16 protein-coding genes are annotated in these 15,747 nt (G+C 61.0%); all 16 read right to left on the reverse strand.

The features are described 5' to 3' along the window. Nucleotides 1-87: 87 nt before the first annotated feature. Entirely contained in the window at nucleotides 88-462 is a 375-nt protein-coding gene (locus ACN6KF_RS07200; RefSeq protein WP_434956183.1) for a hypothetical protein, read from the reverse strand. Then, nucleotides 462-2,585, reverse strand: a complete 2,124-nt coding sequence (locus ACN6KF_RS07205) for a hypothetical protein (RefSeq protein ID WP_434956184.1) — start codon at nucleotides 2,583-2,585, stop codon at nucleotides 462-464. The genes ACN6KF_RS07200 and ACN6KF_RS07205 overlap by 1 nt, the downstream gene beginning before the upstream one ends. 9 nt (nucleotides 2,586-2,594) lie before the next feature. Then, nucleotides 2,595-3,257, reverse strand: coding sequence for a hypothetical protein (locus ACN6KF_RS07210; protein ID WP_434956185.1), 663 nt, complete (start codon nucleotides 3,255-3,257; stop codon nucleotides 2,595-2,597). A 7-nt stretch (nucleotides 3,258-3,264) separates the two neighbouring features. Beyond that, on the reverse strand, nucleotides 3,265-4,488 hold the full coding sequence (locus tag ACN6KF_RS07215) for a phage tail protein (protein WP_434956186.1): 1,224 nt from the start codon (nucleotides 4,486-4,488) through the stop codon (nucleotides 3,265-3,267). Between the two features lie 9 nt (nucleotides 4,489-4,497). Beyond that, nucleotides 4,498-5,250, reverse strand: coding sequence for a DUF2612 domain-containing protein (locus ACN6KF_RS07220; protein ID WP_434956187.1), 753 nt, complete (start codon nucleotides 5,248-5,250; stop codon nucleotides 4,498-4,500). A 3-nt stretch (nucleotides 5,251-5,253) separates the two neighbouring features. Further along, complete coding sequence (locus ACN6KF_RS07225; protein ID WP_434956188.1) at nucleotides 5,254-6,495, reverse strand: baseplate J/gp47 family protein; 1,242 nt, start codon at nucleotides 6,493-6,495, stop codon at nucleotides 5,254-5,256. A 4-nt stretch (nucleotides 6,496-6,499) separates the two neighbouring features. Beyond that, nucleotides 6,500-6,865 (reverse strand): contractile injection system sheath initiator, encoded by a 366-nt coding sequence (locus ACN6KF_RS07230; protein ID WP_434956189.1) that lies wholly within the window; start codon nucleotides 6,863-6,865, stop codon nucleotides 6,500-6,502. Further along, nucleotides 6,862-7,533 carry a Gp138 family membrane-puncturing spike protein gene (locus ACN6KF_RS07235; RefSeq protein WP_434956190.1) on the reverse strand — a complete coding sequence of 224 codons (672 nt, stop codon included), beginning with the start codon at nucleotides 7,531-7,533 and terminating at the stop codon, nucleotides 6,862-6,864. The genes ACN6KF_RS07230 and ACN6KF_RS07235 overlap by 4 nt, the downstream gene beginning before the upstream one ends. Beyond that, nucleotides 7,530-8,402 carry a baseplate hub protein gene (locus ACN6KF_RS07240; RefSeq protein WP_434956191.1) on the reverse strand — a complete coding sequence of 291 codons (873 nt, stop codon included), beginning with the start codon at nucleotides 8,400-8,402 and terminating at the stop codon, nucleotides 7,530-7,532. Before ACN6KF_RS07240 ends, ACN6KF_RS07235 begins: the two co-directional genes overlap by 4 nt. Before the next feature lie 375 nt (nucleotides 8,403-8,777). After that, the gene (locus ACN6KF_RS07245) at nucleotides 8,778-9,083 is read right to left on the reverse strand and encodes a phage baseplate plug family protein (RefSeq protein WP_434956192.1); all 306 of its coding nucleotides are present in this window, start codon (nucleotides 9,081-9,083) and stop codon (nucleotides 8,778-8,780) included. Nucleotides 9,084-9,090: 7 nt separating this feature from the next. Beyond that, nucleotides 9,091-9,705, reverse strand: coding sequence for a hypothetical protein (locus tag ACN6KF_RS07250; RefSeq protein WP_434956193.1), 615 nt, complete (start codon nucleotides 9,703-9,705; stop codon nucleotides 9,091-9,093). A gap of 50 nt (nucleotides 9,706-9,755) precedes the next feature. Next, on the reverse strand, nucleotides 9,756-11,909 hold the full coding sequence (locus ACN6KF_RS07255; protein ID WP_434956194.1) for a hypothetical protein: 2,154 nt from the start codon (nucleotides 11,907-11,909) through the stop codon (nucleotides 9,756-9,758). 119 nt (nucleotides 11,910-12,028) lie between these two features. Beyond that, nucleotides 12,029-12,544 (reverse strand): hypothetical protein, encoded by a 516-nt coding sequence (locus ACN6KF_RS07260; protein ID WP_434956195.1) that lies wholly within the window; start codon nucleotides 12,542-12,544, stop codon nucleotides 12,029-12,031. Nucleotides 12,545-12,557: 13 nt separating this feature from the next. After that, the gene (locus tag ACN6KF_RS07265) at nucleotides 12,558-12,989 is read right to left on the reverse strand and encodes a phage tail fiber protein (RefSeq protein WP_434956196.1); all 432 of its coding nucleotides are present in this window, start codon (nucleotides 12,987-12,989) and stop codon (nucleotides 12,558-12,560) included. Between the two features lie 30 nt (nucleotides 12,990-13,019). Next, nucleotides 13,020-14,966 carry a DUF3383 family protein gene (locus ACN6KF_RS07270; RefSeq protein ID WP_434956197.1) on the reverse strand — a complete coding sequence of 649 codons (1,947 nt, stop codon included), beginning with the start codon at nucleotides 14,964-14,966 and terminating at the stop codon, nucleotides 13,020-13,022. Nucleotides 14,967-15,018: 52 nt separating this feature from the next. Continuing rightward, a complete protein-coding gene (locus tag ACN6KF_RS07275) occupies nucleotides 15,019-15,744 on the reverse strand; it encodes a phage neck terminator protein (RefSeq protein ID WP_434956198.1) in 726 nt (241 codons plus the stop codon). Nucleotides 15,745-15,747 lie beyond the last annotated feature (3 nt).

The raw sequence follows: 15,747 nt of genomic DNA on the forward strand, positions 1-15,747 counted from the left end.
TGGTCCGCGCTGCAACGTCGCCTCCTCAACACCGGTCGCCCTTCAATAGCGTGCCGACTCACGAAATTGAAAGGCTCGATGTTGAAGTCATGCGTTGATGGTTGCTGCAAGCTCGAAAAGTTGATCGAGTTGGCTCGAGGTAAGCGGTACTTGTTCGGCCAACGACAAGATTGTCGGGGAATCCCTCCGGAACTCTGCGGCCTTGTTCCATGCGATCTGGATAATGGGATCAGAAGCGCTGGCAACAATCTGTTGGACCTTGGCGAGGAGATCGTAATCGGTGATCCCCTTCGACTGGGCCATCGCCATCGCGGCCTGGGCCTGGAAGGCTGAGACCTTCATTGCGTCGAGGCGGTTCCGCTCTTGCGTGGCCTGCCATGCGCTGATCTCGGCGACGGTCGCTGCTCGATCGCCGGGCAGGCAGTCACCGGAATAGACTCCGTCTTTTTCCGAAAACCACATCAGAATACCCTCGTGACAGTCATGATGTAATTCCAGTTGGCCGACGTGGGCGAAAACGTTCCACCGGTGGTACGGTTCAAGATCTGATTGCTTGGGCCGAGCGTTGTTGAGACAGTGTTTCTGTCTTCCTTCGTCGTCGGATCCGTCCAGAACCATCCTCCTGTCGCCTGCGTGGCAAAGTCGGTGATCTGGCCTGAGGTGTAGTTCGCCTCTGCCGTCAGATTGATAAGCTGAACGCGAGCGACATACTGGTCATTGGGTACGCCCAGATTGTGCGAGAAAGCGGTTCTGACGCTTCCGGACGACGGAAACGCCGTCGTGCCCTTGAAATAGCCTTGGTAGGCGTAGGCAACTGTCGATGTCACGGACGAGGCGCTGGTCACCGCCTCACCAACAAATACAACATTCACCGGATTGGCCACCGTGCCATTGCCGAGATACATCTGCATCCCGACGACATCGAATGTGTATTGTCCGTTCGTTATCGAGATCGGACCACCACGCTGATAGATCGGCAGCAGTGTGGTCGAGACCGGTGTCAGGGCACCAGAACTGATCGTTACGGCGAGATAGTTTGTGGTCGACGCGGTGAGACCGGGCCAGGTCAGGTTGCTCGTCGCTTGGCCGATGACGTTGATGGCGCCGTTAGTGCCATAGCCATTCCCTGCGGTCGCAATAAGTGCGGCCGAGCCAGTCGAGACATTTTGGCTGGTGATGCTGAGACTTGCAGCCGTGCCCGGGAGGAAGTTCGGCAGCCCGCTGGAGGCAGGGCCGGAGAGGACGGTTTGTCTTACCGGAACGGAGATGACGCCGGGAAGATTCGTGATCTGGGAGCCGTCGGCAGCAGGGTAGCGGCCGGAGCCGTCAAGAGCGACGACATTTCCTGCGGCTGTGCCGGTCTTGGTGTCCCTGATCGCGTACCAGTCTCCGCTGCTGACCAATACGGCGGCCGTCGATGCCGGCATTGTATAGGTCGTTCCGCCGGTACCATTGGCCCAAATCCAGTTCGCCGTCGGTGACTGGATCGTCTGGGATACGGAACTGAGGTTGTAGATGTAAAACACCGACGGACTAGCGGTCGGATCAGGCAATGTCGTGACGTATGTGGAGGCACCCTGGATCCTGACAACCGATCCAGTCTGGGCTCCAGACAGCGTGGTGTTCGCGGAGACAGTGACCATGCCCGGGATCGGCGTATTGGCCCAGACTGGCGCGCCGCCTGCAGTAATCAGCGTTTGGCCCGTAGCGCCGATCGGGCGACGCGCCAAGGTTGTGCTGCCAGTGGCATAGATCAAATCGCCAGATACGAACGAATTGATGCCGGTACCACCGTTGGCGGCCGGCAGCGTTCCAGTGACATTCGACCCAAGATTTACCGTCGACAGCGTCGCGATCGAGCCCAACCCGAGATTGGTGCGTGATATGGGGGCGCTCGACAGGTCCGAGAGATTGTTTGACGGCCGGAGAGGGGTGAAACCGAGGTTACCTGCGGCGGCACCTGTCGCCATCTTGGCCGAGTTGACGGCTCCGGCGGCAATCGTGGTTGCCGTGGTCCCGGACGGGGTGGTTACATCGCCGGTCAGGGCGGGCATTTGTGCAGGCGCGAGCGTGCCAGAGTTGATCTGGCCAGCCGAAATGCTCTTGTTGGTGAGCGTCTGGTTATCGGTCGTGCCGACGAAGTCTCCGGCAGGCGCGACCTTCCCCAGATCCTGCAGCGCAGTGCCGGTGTTGTTGCCCCAAAGGACCACATTGCCTGTGGTCGTTGAGGCGGGGCCGTTGATTGTGCCAGCCCCCAGAGGTCCAACGACAGAGCCGTTGATCTGAGTGAAGAGGCCTGAATTGGTAGCCCAGATACTGCCATCGGCCGGGGCGCTTGGCGGGAGACCAGGCGTGACGACGAGGCCGGCGGCACTCCCCGTCGGGGAGAGGGTCTTCAGCGTGCCGAACATGGTGTCGCCGGCGCGGTTCACAGGCGTATAGCCGAGAACGTCCTGCTTGGCGGCGAAGTAGCTGTTCCACTGACCGGGCGTCGGGACCTGGCCATAGGTCAGGTTCGGCGACGTCTGGGCGAGCGCCAGCGCTGGCCAGAGCATGGCCAGTGCGGCAAGGATACGAAACTTCATGTTTGGTCTCTATGCGTTGATGCCGGGGATCGAGATCTGGCCGGGGGCCACGACAGCCGCGGGAAGTGACGTGTCGTTGATGGCGGAGACAATGGCCGCGATCGAGGACTGGAAGCCATCGAGCGCCGCCTTGAGCTGCGCTGGCTTCTTGGCCGAGGCGATCGAGTTTTCGGCCGTCACCAGCGCGATGTTCAGATCGATCGTGGCGCCCTGGAGAGCGACGAGAATCCTGCAGAAAGTATCCTTGGCTCCGTTGCCCTTAATGTAGAGCTTGGCGATGACCTCGAATTTGTCTGCCAATGGGCCAGATGACGGGGCTTGGCCGGCATTACATCCCACGATGGCCGCAGCCGTCTGCATGGCCGCCTGCCGGACTGGGTCAGGATAGATCTGCTGCAGGATCCCTGCGCAGATCGCCTGGACAATGAGAACTGCCTCGTTTGCCAGGGCGGCGAGGTCCGGCTTTGGCGACGAGGCCTGCTCAGGCAACGGGAGAAGCGACCATGAGCCATCGGCGAAGATGCAGGTCTCGGTTTCCGGGTCGAACTCCGGCGGGGGGGCAGTCGTCGCGTTTGCCGGGATGAGGAAGTTTCCTGCCTCAATCGGGCATGGATCGGCCATCCCAGGACCGACGAGCGCGCCGGTACTGGCTTCATAGTTCCAGATCTGCATGTATGCCTCAGATTTTTATGCAGGCGAGCAGGCTGATGTTCTTCGGCCTCGTTTCGGTGCCACCGGTCGCCGTTGTCGTCATGGAAGGGCCATTGGCGACGCCTGCAACGCCTGCGCCGAGCAATCGGCCCGGTACCGTTGGGCCAACGGTGATGTTGCTGACATTCGTGTTCCAGACGTTTCCGCCGCTCTGATCCCAGGAGAAATGGATATGGCTGGAGAACGCGTCGCCCTGCGTGCTTCCGAACGCCCGGCCCGGATCGATACCGGCGGCATCATCGAAGGCACGCAGGAAGTATCCACGAAGATCCGGGATGGTGAAGGTTGTAGACCCGTCGCCGGGGCCAAACTGGCCAACCGTCTTCAGCCCCTGCGAGGCTGCTAGATTGCCGCTGACCTGGGCGAAGGACCAGAGAGCGGCATAGGTTGTGCGGCTAAGCGAAGCGCCGTTGGCCTTGATACGTCCCGTCGGCGGCACAACGCCGGTATAAAACTCGATCGTGCCGGGCTGGACAGTGCTGGGATCGGCCGCCGAGGCGGGATTGAGCAGCAGCAGCGACGACAGCGCCGATAGATAGATCAGGATGCCGTTATGGCTGCCTGGGTATTGGCCGGGGGTGAGCGGGGCGCCGTTCGGCCCAACGATGGGGCGTTGGCCGAGCGACTGGATATTGCCCACCATAGCGCCGTTGTTGGCGGTGCCGATCTTCTGGACGATGTAGATCGCCCCGTTGATGTAGGCGGTGGGCGCCGGGCTTACGTTGGCGGTGAGAACATTGGCGCCGCCGGTGTCGGTGCCTACGCTGATCGATGCCGACTGTGTCGCCAGATTGATCCAGCCAGCCGGACTGACACCCTCCGGATCGGTTAGGTTATCGTCGACCGTGTTGAGCCACACTGTCCCGGACGTGCTGCCAGCGAGCATTGCGCTCATCGGATATCCGCCGATCGCGGCAGCAAAGACCGCGTCGAACCGGGCTTGGCCGCCCGCGGCCTGCCAACGGCTCCACAGCGTGACCTGGTTCAGGATACCGTTCATATCCTGGCCGAACGGCGGGACGCCGCCCGCACCGACAGGCTGGAAGTTCAGGGGCGGAAAGCCATCCGTCAGCGATGCCCGCCCGGGATTGATGGCAATCTGCGAGGGGGTCGGGATCGGGGTGATGAAGCCGCCGCCGGCATTGGCTCCCCACGGAATGGGGAACTTCGCCGGGATCTGATTATACTTCATGGAGGGCTCTCAGTTGGGCACGACGACCGAGGCGAAGACGCCAGTGGGTTTGGGCAGAACGCCGGATTGCTGGACGATCGCAAGCTCGACGGGCGTGAGGTCGAACTCGAAGGTGTAGGTCATCACCATCGTGGGGAGGGCCTGCCCGCCGTAAAACGGCGCCTGGTTGAAACCGTGGGCGTTGCGCGATTCCTCGAAACCGAACCAATCACCGGGTGGGGTTCCGTCGGTGACGTAGCAATTCCCGCGATGGGGGAAGAGCGACATCAGGATCCGGTTGATGGATGGGATCGAACCATCGGTGATGTTCGCCGCTGCCTTGGTCATAATCAGCAGGCGATAGGACTCGTCTGACAGCGAGTAGTTGCTGGTCAGCGGGGTGCCTGAATAGAACGCGGCCTGTCCAAAGGGTTCCGATCCTGGCAGGGCCTCACCGAAGCCGAACCAGTCGCCGGTCTGGACCTGCAGGATGCGGCGGACGCCAACGATGCGACCCCAGACATCAAGCCCGTAGTCCTGGGCCGTTGCCACATTCCAGATATAATCGAAGAAGAGATCGAGGTTTTTCGTTGGGTCGATATAAGCGGCGATGTTCTCGATGAGGCGGGTCAGAATCGGGCTGTTCGCATACTGCGAAATGACAGTCTTCCAGACGTCGAACGACGGAATATCCCCGATGGGGCTGACGCCAATGATGAACTGCCCGATCCCATTGGACCCCGCCGCGGGCGGCCTGGGATAATCAGGTCCAGTGTCTGTCATCGATCAGCTCAATGCCACGTTGATATTGGCCGCCGAGACGACCGGGATTTGGTTGATGTTCACCCCGACCTCGAAATGCGTCGCATCCAGCGCGCTTGTGCCAATCTCGATCGAGACGATCTGGACCCAGGAACCCAAAGCCGCGACTGCCGAATAGAACCGGCTGGCATAGATCTTCGTGCCGATTTTGGCTCTGATGCCGCCATCCTCGCCGCCAAAGGCCGCGATGATTGCATTCTGGACCTGAGTTGCTGCATCCGCAGGGACCTGCGGGCCACTGCTGAGTTTGACGGCGAAGTAGATTGGCAGCGGAGCGGGGATCTGAAACGACACCGGATAGGTCGGATAGGGCGGAACGTAGCCCGTACTGGTATCCTGCACCTGCACTGTCGTGTTGCCGTTATAGGCGCAGCCCGGAGCCTTCTTCGACCAAATGGCCTTGGCGATAGCATTGGAGTCGCCGCCGACCACCGCAACGTAGATCGAGTTCGGATAGAGCGAGACGCCCCCGATCGTCTGCATCGAGTTCGAAACATTTTCGGTCACGTAGGCGTCGATGACATTTGGCACGTTTAGGACCGCGCCAAGAACGGACGGCAGGCTGCCGAGGGAGTTCAGGGCGACGGACTGCGCGCGCCGGGCTTCGAATGCTGAGCGGCTCTCGACATCGTTTCCTAGCACGCCATCAGCCGGATTGGAGATTGAATCCCAACCGGGAATGGCCTGGTAGATCTGGTTCAGAGAACCGGCGGAGCACGGGATCGGCCCAACCGCCAAGCATTCGAACTGCAGAGTGACGTCCCCGGAGAGCGCGATTGTGCCTCCAGCGGTGCAAATATAGCGGTTTCCGTCAGCAGCAAGAGCGAGTGCGCCGGGTGGAATGACAACGTCAGGAAGGCCCGTGCAGAGCGCCTGTACCACGGTCGGCTGCGCTGGGTTTCGCTCAATGAAGTAGATCCGAGCGATAGCATCCTGCATACGCCCTTCAGCAAAGGCCGGATCGACCTGCTGGGTCGTCCGAAGAAACAGCGCATTGGCGTTGTCGATGACTGCTGTTTCTGAGGCGGCAAGCTGCCCCTGCGGCGTCGGGTTCGTCGTGGAACCATCATTGGTGGTGAAGTTGAGGTTCCCACCAAACGCGGCGTTGATGTCGGCCTGGACGCCGGCCAGGATATCGGCGGTCGCGGGCACGATGAACCCTTTGTCGGTCCATTGCGGGACCGGCACATTGGTCTGCACTGTCATGGGTTCAGAATCCTGCGGCGGAGGCGTTGCCGTTCGCATCCCAGACCTGGACCTGTCCGCTGACCTTGCGGTCGGTCCAGTCGGTGATGAAGCTCTGGGCCTTGACCACGCCGGGAACCGACATGGCTTGGCGATTGAAATGGGCCTTCATCAACGAGATCGGCGGCCGCCTGCCGAGAACTTGCTCAAAGTAGGGGATACCCTGCGAGGTGTCGTAATAGAGCTCGTTGAGGAATAGGCGGATTGCGCTGGCGGCATCTTGGGCGAGGGAATAGGGCTCGCTAGCTACGGCGATGTTGCTGGCTGTATCGACCGCGAGATCCCAGGCCTCGGTATCGAGAAGCAAGGTACGAATGACTGCCTCCCTCATGTTCCAGGATCTGGCGGCGGGCTGCCGGCGTGACGATGCTGCTGCAGGGTGACGCTATCACCGCCTCCGGCGCCGGCAGTGATGCCGCCCGGGGTTGAGATGTTGCCGGAACTGTCGATCACGACGCCGTTGAAGTTCCATCCGCCGCCGCTCGAGGAAACCTTGTTGCCGTGCTCGTCCTGCATCGAGATCCCGTCGCCGCTGAGATGGATGAACTTCGTCAGGGCTTGGGCACTGAGGATCGTATGGGTGTAGATCCCGTCGGAGAGGTCATGGGTCCGGAAGGAGCCGGGGTTCGACTGGCTGCCCTTGTTCGACTTCAGCGAGGAGATATCGCGATCGGAGATGGACATGACTCCGACATCACCCACCGAAGGGTCCATGACTATGCCCGCGCTCCCGCTCTGGCTTCGCGTGGTAGGAATGCCATAGATAATGCCGTGATCGGTCTTGTTGCCCTGGCCATCGATCTGGTTGATCAAGGGCTGGACATCGACGGTTGCCGGTGCGCCACTGGTACCGCCACCGTGGACGGCAATGATCTTGACGGGAACCGTTGTCCGGACCTTCAACAGAGCCTGTTGGATCTGGAATTCGGCGGCGTTTACGTCGGATGTGTCCGCCGCGGCGCCCTGCTGGCCGAAGAAACCCTCTGGCTTTCCACTCATGCGACACCTGCAGGTGCATCTCCAGGGAGACATTCAAGGGTCATGAACCAACGCCCTTGAGGGATCATGGATTCGAGCTCGAGGACGTATTTCCTGACCTGCCATTCGCCGCATGCCGAGGTGAGGTCGCTCTGGATCTTGACCTTCGAATAGTGCTTCACCGCCGGATTGAAGAGCGACTTGACGATGACTGCCTGCTGCGAGAAGGCCGGATATCCCACCATGCCGGTTTGCGGCGAGATCAAAACCTCACTGTTCTTTCTGGACTGTCCCGGTTTCACGATCGCGAGCTTTCCGCACTCGACCGTCCAGAAGAACCCGCCGTGCCGCGCCAGTTGTTGCAGCTGTGTCCACGGCGATCCTGCGAAATACGGGTTCGACAGCTTGGCATCGACGCCGGTGTTCTCGAAGCCAAGTCCGAGCTGTCCGGCAATCTGTTTCACCAGGTCAGCGGCATTCGCCGAGCCCTTGACGCTGATCGGCTTGGCCGGCTTTACCGCGTTATAGCCTCCGGGCTGTGCCAGGACCCGAAACGCGACGTCGGGCATACCTTCGGCATCGACGAAGGCGGTGATGATCTGGCCCTCGAAAACGACGGACATGGCATCCTGGCTCTCGCCGGCGAACACCGCGATCTTGTTGTTGAGCCGCTGGGAGAAGTTCTTTCCCACCGTCGAGAGCTGGTTCATCACGCTGAGGGGTAGTCCCCAGATCGATATCGCGGCTTGGCTTTGGCTAAAACCGCCCTGGTATTCGCAGGTGAAGGAGACGCGATGCCCGGTGATCGTCGCGGTGTTGTCGCCATTCTTGCCAAACGATCCCGACGCCAGCTGAAACTGGACGTTGATCAGCTTCTGGCTGAAGGTCATTCGAAGGCCTCGAAAGGAAAATGCTCCACCGAGACCGGTGGGGATGGCAGTTGACTTCCAACAGGTGCGTGAGAGGATGCTGCACGCTTCGGTTAGTCGTTGGGCCGGTCGGAGCGATATTTGAGGATGAAGATGCTTAAGATAGGCTCGTTGGTACTGGCGCTATTGCTTGGGTCGACCCTGGCAGCGTCGGCCGCCCACCCGAAATGCTCGGCCGATTTCGTTGCTGCTTGGAAAAAATGGCGATGGGACGATACCGCCCAGCAAGGGCCGATGCCGCAACCGAAGCAGCCATGCCTGATGAAGACCGGCACCGGGAACTATGTTTGCGACAAGGACGGGTGCGGCCGTACCAACGAGCGATAGTAGCAGCGGTCACACGGCAAGATCGGTCGCTTCCAGATACGCTAAGCTGTATCGGGCACCGAGACCGTCATATCTCGGATCAGAAGTCCCCTGATTGTCGATGAAGCCAAGATCTCCGACAAAGCCGAGATAAGTCGATCGCACGATCCTGTTCAGGTTCTGGCAGGCGACACCACCAACGATCAGGACGTTATCGACATAGAGATCGAGGTAGAGGCCGCCGGCCTTGGTATAGACATTGATCTGGCAGTTCTGGCCACCAAGCAGGATGGAGATCGCCTGGTTCGGCACCGACTGCAATGGGACGATCTGCATCGGCGCCTCAATTATCTCCGCGCGGCGTTTGACCTGCCGCGGTGGGCGAATAGTTCACAAAGCTTGGGGTTGTCGCAGCCTGTGCCGGTGTCGGCGTAGACGGCTGGACCCCACCGCCGTTCACTTGTGAAGAGGCACCAGGATCCTGAGCGTTTTGCGCGTTCATTGTGGCCGTCTGCCTGATTTCGGTCAGCCAGACATCAACGGTTAGCAGGCCGGCGCCCGAATCCGCACTTCGGCGATAGTCGTAGTGATTGATGTTGCAGCTGGTGTAGACCTTCTCCGGCGTTACGACGTCATACAGATTGAGGTCGCCGGCGATGGCTTCGATCGAGGCGAGGAAAGCGGCCCTGTCACCTTCCGAGCCACCAGCCGAAAACCTCACCCTTGCCAGAAATGGGCTGGCAACCTTGTCGTAGCTTTCGAAGCTGCCGCGCTCGACCGGGTAATCTCCGATCGTCCACTCGTTGCGAAATTCAAATGCGACAACATTGTCGGCTAGGACCAGCGGAAAGCCGAAGAAGTAGATCCCCCATTGCGAGAACCCCAGCAGGCCGCCAAAGATCGAGGCGATATCGCTGGTGATCAAGTTGAGCGCGGCGCCGACCGTACCGGCGAACACGACAGAGGGCACTCCCGGCGCGTTTGGAATATTTACCGGGAATGCCATTTTCAGTTCGGTCCGTTGTTTGCGGCTGAGGCCGTTGCGTTGCGCCGGATCGAGTCATGCAGGCTGGCGGCGATGCCGTTGGCATCCTTGGCCTGTGTATGGATCTCGATCTTCCCGATTGTCGTGCTCGAGCTACTCGACGAGGTCGACGTCTTGCGGTTGTCGTTCGTCGTGCTGCCTCCTGCGATAGCCGCGCCCTTGGCCCCCGACAGAACACCGTCCCCACCAGCGAGTCCCAGGTTGGGGCGGGCATACGGAGCATAGGGACCGGGTGCCACCTTGGGATTGTAGGCGAACCGATTGCCCCCGATCACCGGCGAACTGGCATGTTTCCGACCCCAAGGCCCATTGTACCAGCTGGCACGATACTCGTTGGCTCCAGTCGTGACGTCCGGCACTTCTCCAGAGGCGATTGCACGAATGCGATCTCTGATGAAGGCTGCCCGCTCGGCTGTTGCTTTTCGGTATCCAGCATATTGGCCGGGAGCTCGAGCGACTTGCCTCAGGTTTCCGCTGGGGCCATAGGCCCGAGTACCGAGGCGATTGAACATGTTGTTGATGACGGCATCCGTGCTCAGTTTCGACGAGGTGGCCTCGCCGTTGACGACATTGACCACATCGTCGCTGAGATCAGCATCGCCGAGCTTATAGACCGGGCGATATTGCCCCGGTTTTCCAGATGCTGGGCTATAGCCGGCATCACTACTACTGCCGCCGAGCACACCCTTCACAGCCTTGCCGACTGCGCCAAAGAAGCCTCCGCCGCCACTGGTTGCTCCGCTGCCGGCCGACGACCCGCTATTGCCGCCAAACCCCAGCCATTTGCCCAAGGTCTGAAGCCAATTTTCGCCGCCGCCTTGGTTGTTTGCCAAGGTGACCGGCATCGGGTTGCCGCGGTTGATCGGCCGGCCATCGACAGACAGGTTTCCGCCGAGACGGTCATGCGGGATGATCGTGCCGGTTGTGTTCGGGATGAAGGGCTCAGGCCCCCGCTCGCCGACCATGTAGGCCTGCCCGCCGGTGACGGAGCCACCTGTCGCGCGGCCGCCCATGATGTTGCCATAGGCGTAATCGGCGCGATCCCGAAAGAAGGAGCCTTTCTTGTATACGCCCGTGGAATCGCGCCAGTAGCCGCCATCCTGCACAGCGTCACGACTGGTTGCGGCATGAGCTTCGTCGCGACCATCATTGGCGGTACCGTCCTTGGCTGCCGGCGTCTGACCCGTCAGTCTGTTCAGTTCTTCGATTGCCCGGACAGCGAGATCCGCATTCTCGGCAATGGACTTCAGGACTGCCACGAACCCTTTTGCATACTCGACGATCTTATCGCTGAGCATTTCCTTGTTGGCCTGGACCCATTCGGTCATCTTGTTGACGACCGGCGTCAGCGCGGGCTCGATCGCCCTGACGCCCTTCTCGATGAGATTTCTGACCGACTGATAGATGTTGTTCCAGGCTTCCTGAAACTTCTGGGCGTTATCGATGTCCTGGTTTGACGGCGCCAGGTCCTTGCGGAGGCCGATGACCTTCGACAGCTCCTGGCCGTATTTCAGCATGAGCTGATAGGTGCCAGGGTCGATGCTCAGGGCGCGGGCATACATTGCGGCCTTCTGCGGATCGGTCTTTTCGACCTTCTGCAGCGCCGCAGCGAGCTGATCGAGGAAATCGACCATGGAGCCGCGCGGATCGATCTTGCCACCGACCATGGCCCGGAGCTGCCAGAACTCTTGCGGCAGATCGCCGTTGGCGGTCCGGAAGCGGGTCAGGGAATTCGATAGGCCATCGATCGTGCCGGCGGTCGCCTCAGCCGTCCCACCGACTTCACCGACGACCTTGCCGATCGCGCCGACATACTGAGGGGCCATGCCGACTGTGCGGCTGAAGCGACCCAGCGCGGCATCGGCGCTCATGAGATCCGAAACGAATTTCGTGATGCTCTTAGTGCCGGTGAAGATCGCGAACAGTGCCAGGGCTTCGACAGCAATTTTCTTGATGCCGTCGGCGGCCTTGCGACCCGATTCCTCAATCGCCTTGGACGACCGGACGGCCTCATCCTTGGTCTTCAGGAACGATTCCGCTGCCTTTTTCTGGCCCTTCGTGAACTCGCTCGGATCGAGACCGAGTTCGACGACGAGGCTATCGATCAAGGTGGGCACGGGTCATTCCCTTTGCTTTTCCTGGTACCTGGCGATGGCAAGGCGGTTGTGAGCGTCGATGCTCAACACCTCGAGGAGGTCGTAGACGTCCTCGACCGACAGGCGCTCCTGGAGATCGATCAGCGCTGCCGTCTTGTTGGCGGAGTGCGAGAGAAGTCCACCGATGGACGCGGGAAGGTTTGGGTATTCGAGGAGCTCGGGACCGTCGAGGGCGCCGGAGAAGTCGGTTCCGAGGTCCTCCCTTTCGAGAAAAAACTGGTGTGCAGCTCCAAGACCTCCTGGCGCAGCCGCAGCAGCGTCGAGACTTCCTCGATATCCTCGTCGACCATGAGAGGGCGGACGACCTCCGGCCGTTTCGGGTCCGGCTTGACGGCAATACAATCGAGCATCTCGTCAAGCAAAGGCTCGGCATCCGCGAAGTCCATACGCATGATAGCCTGGACTCCGACGATTGCCAGAGACCGCATGCCGCCGGACGCAAAGCCCTCTGGCAGATCAACCCCGGACTTTCCGACAGCGATCAATGCCCGCATCGCCCAGCGCTCCGCCTTGAGCGCCGACATCTCTCGGATCTGGAAGGTCTTGCCCTGATCACGGCCGTCTTCCGTGATGGTCACATCACTCGTCTTGCGCAAAGCTCATCTCCGCTTAGTTCGGGACCGCCCGGATGCCCTGCCAAGTGATGGTGTAGCGCCTGGGCTGGAGCAGCTTCTTCACTGCAGGAATGGAGGGGAACGAGGTCAAGAACCCCTTATTCATGACGTAGGACCGGCCGGTCGACACGATGTTCGATGTCCCGTTGGCGGTATAGGTGTCCAGGGCGGCCTTCTGCTGCGCCGCCCAAGTCTCGAAGATCAGGTTAGATGCCGAGTCCGCCTGCAGTGCGATCGTTTGCTTAACCGGGACATGGACGAAGCCGCCGGACAGGATCCCGTCGACGCCCATGGTCGTTTCCGCGATCTCTTGGGTATCGGCGTCGAAAACATCATCGGCGGCGAAGCCTTGGAGCGTGACGGGGCTGTTGAACAGCCCCGGAATCGCAATCGTGATGATGCAGCTGGCGCCAGTAAGCGTAGCCATTGAAAGGTCTCCGAATTTTCAGGTTGGGGCTTACTGGACGAGGACGCTGTTCAGCACGATCTGCTGCACGGACTGGCCGTCCATGTAGAAGAAGTTGCAGGGCGGCGTTTGGCGGGCCTGTCGGGTCTGAGGGGAGGCGTCCTTGACCTGCAGATACCACCCCTGGGTCGAGAGCAACTCGTCGACCCTCTGGCCGACGGTGTTATTGATCTCCGCGGCCTGGGCCTTGGAGAGCGTGACGCCAGCGCGGATCGCGCCGAAGTTCAGACCCGCATCGACTGGATCCAGGCAGGCGACCTTGATCAGCTCGTAGCCCTGGACGTTGTAGGGCACCGAATTGACGTTCACGAGGAGCTCCATTAGGGCCAGCTGGAGAGCGTTGTTCAACCAGATCTGGTTGATGTAGCTGTCCAGCCATTCGAACCGGCCCGAGATCTGCCCGGGCTGGAGCATCAGGAACTGCTGGTTCGCCGTCGCATAGGCACCGTAGAAGTTGTAGCCGTTGGCGATGAGGTTGCTGGCAACCGTTGCATCGGTGACATCGGCGACAAGTCCATCCTGGCCACGGAAGGCGAAGGTGATCCGGCCGTTCAACGCCTCGAAATCGATCGAGGCAGCGGTGCCGCACACGAAGGCGGCCTTGTTTGGCCCGTCGCTGGGGCTCCAGACCAGGCAGGTGCCGTCCATCTTCGCACCGAACACCAGCGCGCCCAGCGAGCTCGCGGCATTGGCGCTCTCCGTCGGCGTGATGTCGGTATCCCAGGCCACATAGGCCCAGCGCTCGTTCTGTCCATTGGTCCAGGTCGAGAACTTGAGCTTCTGAGCGTTGCCGTTGCCCCCATCAGGATCGAACGTCGTCATGAAGGTCGCCCAGTTCTGAGTGACCTGCGTGAGCTTCGTCATGAAGGGGCCGGGCTCCGCCGCGGCAGCACCCTGCGACGGGTTGGCGCCAGTCGCCTGCGTCAGATAGAGAGAGGCTGCAGCCGTACCGGTGGCGAAAGCGATCGAGGATGCCGCTCCCGTGATGCCCGATGCGATGACGAAGCCGCCTCCGACTGAGTCAAAGCTGACGTCGACAGATGACGGCGCCGCGGTGATCGTGCCGCTGGCAACCGTCTGGGTCTTCTGGACGTAATAGGTGCCGAGAAGGCCTTCGCCGGTGCCGAGGCCGGTGATCAAGGTTCCGGCAGTCACGCCGGTGCCGGACAGCACCTGCCCGACGGACAGGGTACCCGAAGCTACAGCAGTGACCGTTAGGACGCCATAGGTCGCCGTAAACGCGACGTTGTTCACGGCCTGTGATGCTGTAACGGCATAGTCGCCGATGCCCCCAGGCGTGCCACTGATCTGCGAGGTGATCTGGGTGCCGTTGATGACGCCAGTACCGGCGATAACGGCGCCAGGGACGAGGGTGCCAGACGTGACGGCAGTGACGGTGAGGACATTGCCGGCGATCGAGCCGTTGAAGGCGGCCGTAGCAGGAGCGATTGCCCCGGTAACCGATGCGACGTTCGACAGGTTGGCGTTGAGGTCCTGCTCGATCAAGGCGGCTGCAGCGCTGAAGCTGGTAGCGGTGGCGAGATCCACGATCGCGGCCGAGCGGGGATAGCCGTCGACGATCACCTGAAGCGAGCCGCTGATACCCTGCAACTGGGCCAGCGTCAGCTTGTTCGCCGGGCCGCCGCGGAGCAGGGCCGGGACTGCTGCGGAATTGTACTGGGCCAAGAGGATCGATGCGGGCTTCTTCGTGGAACCGTTGAAGCCGCTGAAGTAGGTTGTTGCCAGTGCCGCCTCCTGCGAGGAGAGGCCGAAATAGTTGGCGACAGAGACACCATCGTTCGGGAACGACAGGATCTCGCCGATCGGCACTCGTGGGCTCTGGGTCAGCAGCAGCCCGTTCATGACGAGGGCCGCACCACCCGCGCTGAGCACATTCGGGATGACGCGGACGAGTTGAGAGGCAGGGATCGTGGTCAAGGTGTGATCCTCGGGGTTGAACGACTGTTTTTGGAGTGAAGGCCTAAGCCGCTCAGACCGGGAAATCGGCCTGGACGTTATGGGTGCTGACGCTGACGCTCTCGGCGAACTCGCGCGGGACGGTCAGCGATGCATTGACCTGCAGGACGGCATCAACGATCCAGCGCCATTCCCATTGCTGCTCGCCATTGACGAACGGCATTTGCTTCGGGTCGTCGGCGTGAAGTGGAGCGATGTCGAAACTTGAGGCCGCGAACAAATCGACGCCGACTGGATCCCGCATCAGAGTCGAGATCGTCTGAGCGTTGTCGCCGCTGTTAGGGCCGTGGACGTCGAGTTGGATCGTGACCTGCGTCGGCTGCATGATCTCTTCCGAGCCGCTTGCCAGCGCGCCGGCGGCGACTGTCTGGGCCAGGGAAACCGTATAGGTGCCGACGCCCCCTGACCCGGTGCCGAGGCCGGCGATCGTCGTGCCTGATGTGACGCCCAATCCAAATACGGCCTGGCCGACGTCGATCGAGCCCAGCGTCATTTCCGTGACGGTGAGCGTCGTGCCTGCGATCGAGCCTATGAAGCTGACGTCATGCGGGGTGTGGATATTCGTCGAGAGTCGGTTCCGTAGGATCGGCACCATCAGGACGTAATCTTCACCCTGCGGTTCCGGCACCCGGTTGTCCTGGCCTTGCACGACCTCAACGCCGGCCGGGAGAATGGCCGTCAGGAACGAGCGCAGCGCAACGAAGATGTTGGACTGCGTCGGGGCGGCAATCAGGGACACGGG

The organism is Labrys methylaminiphilus subsp. lupini (assembly GCF_051161885.1).
Classification (GTDB): domain Bacteria; phylum Pseudomonadota; class Alphaproteobacteria; order Rhizobiales; family Labraceae; genus Labrys.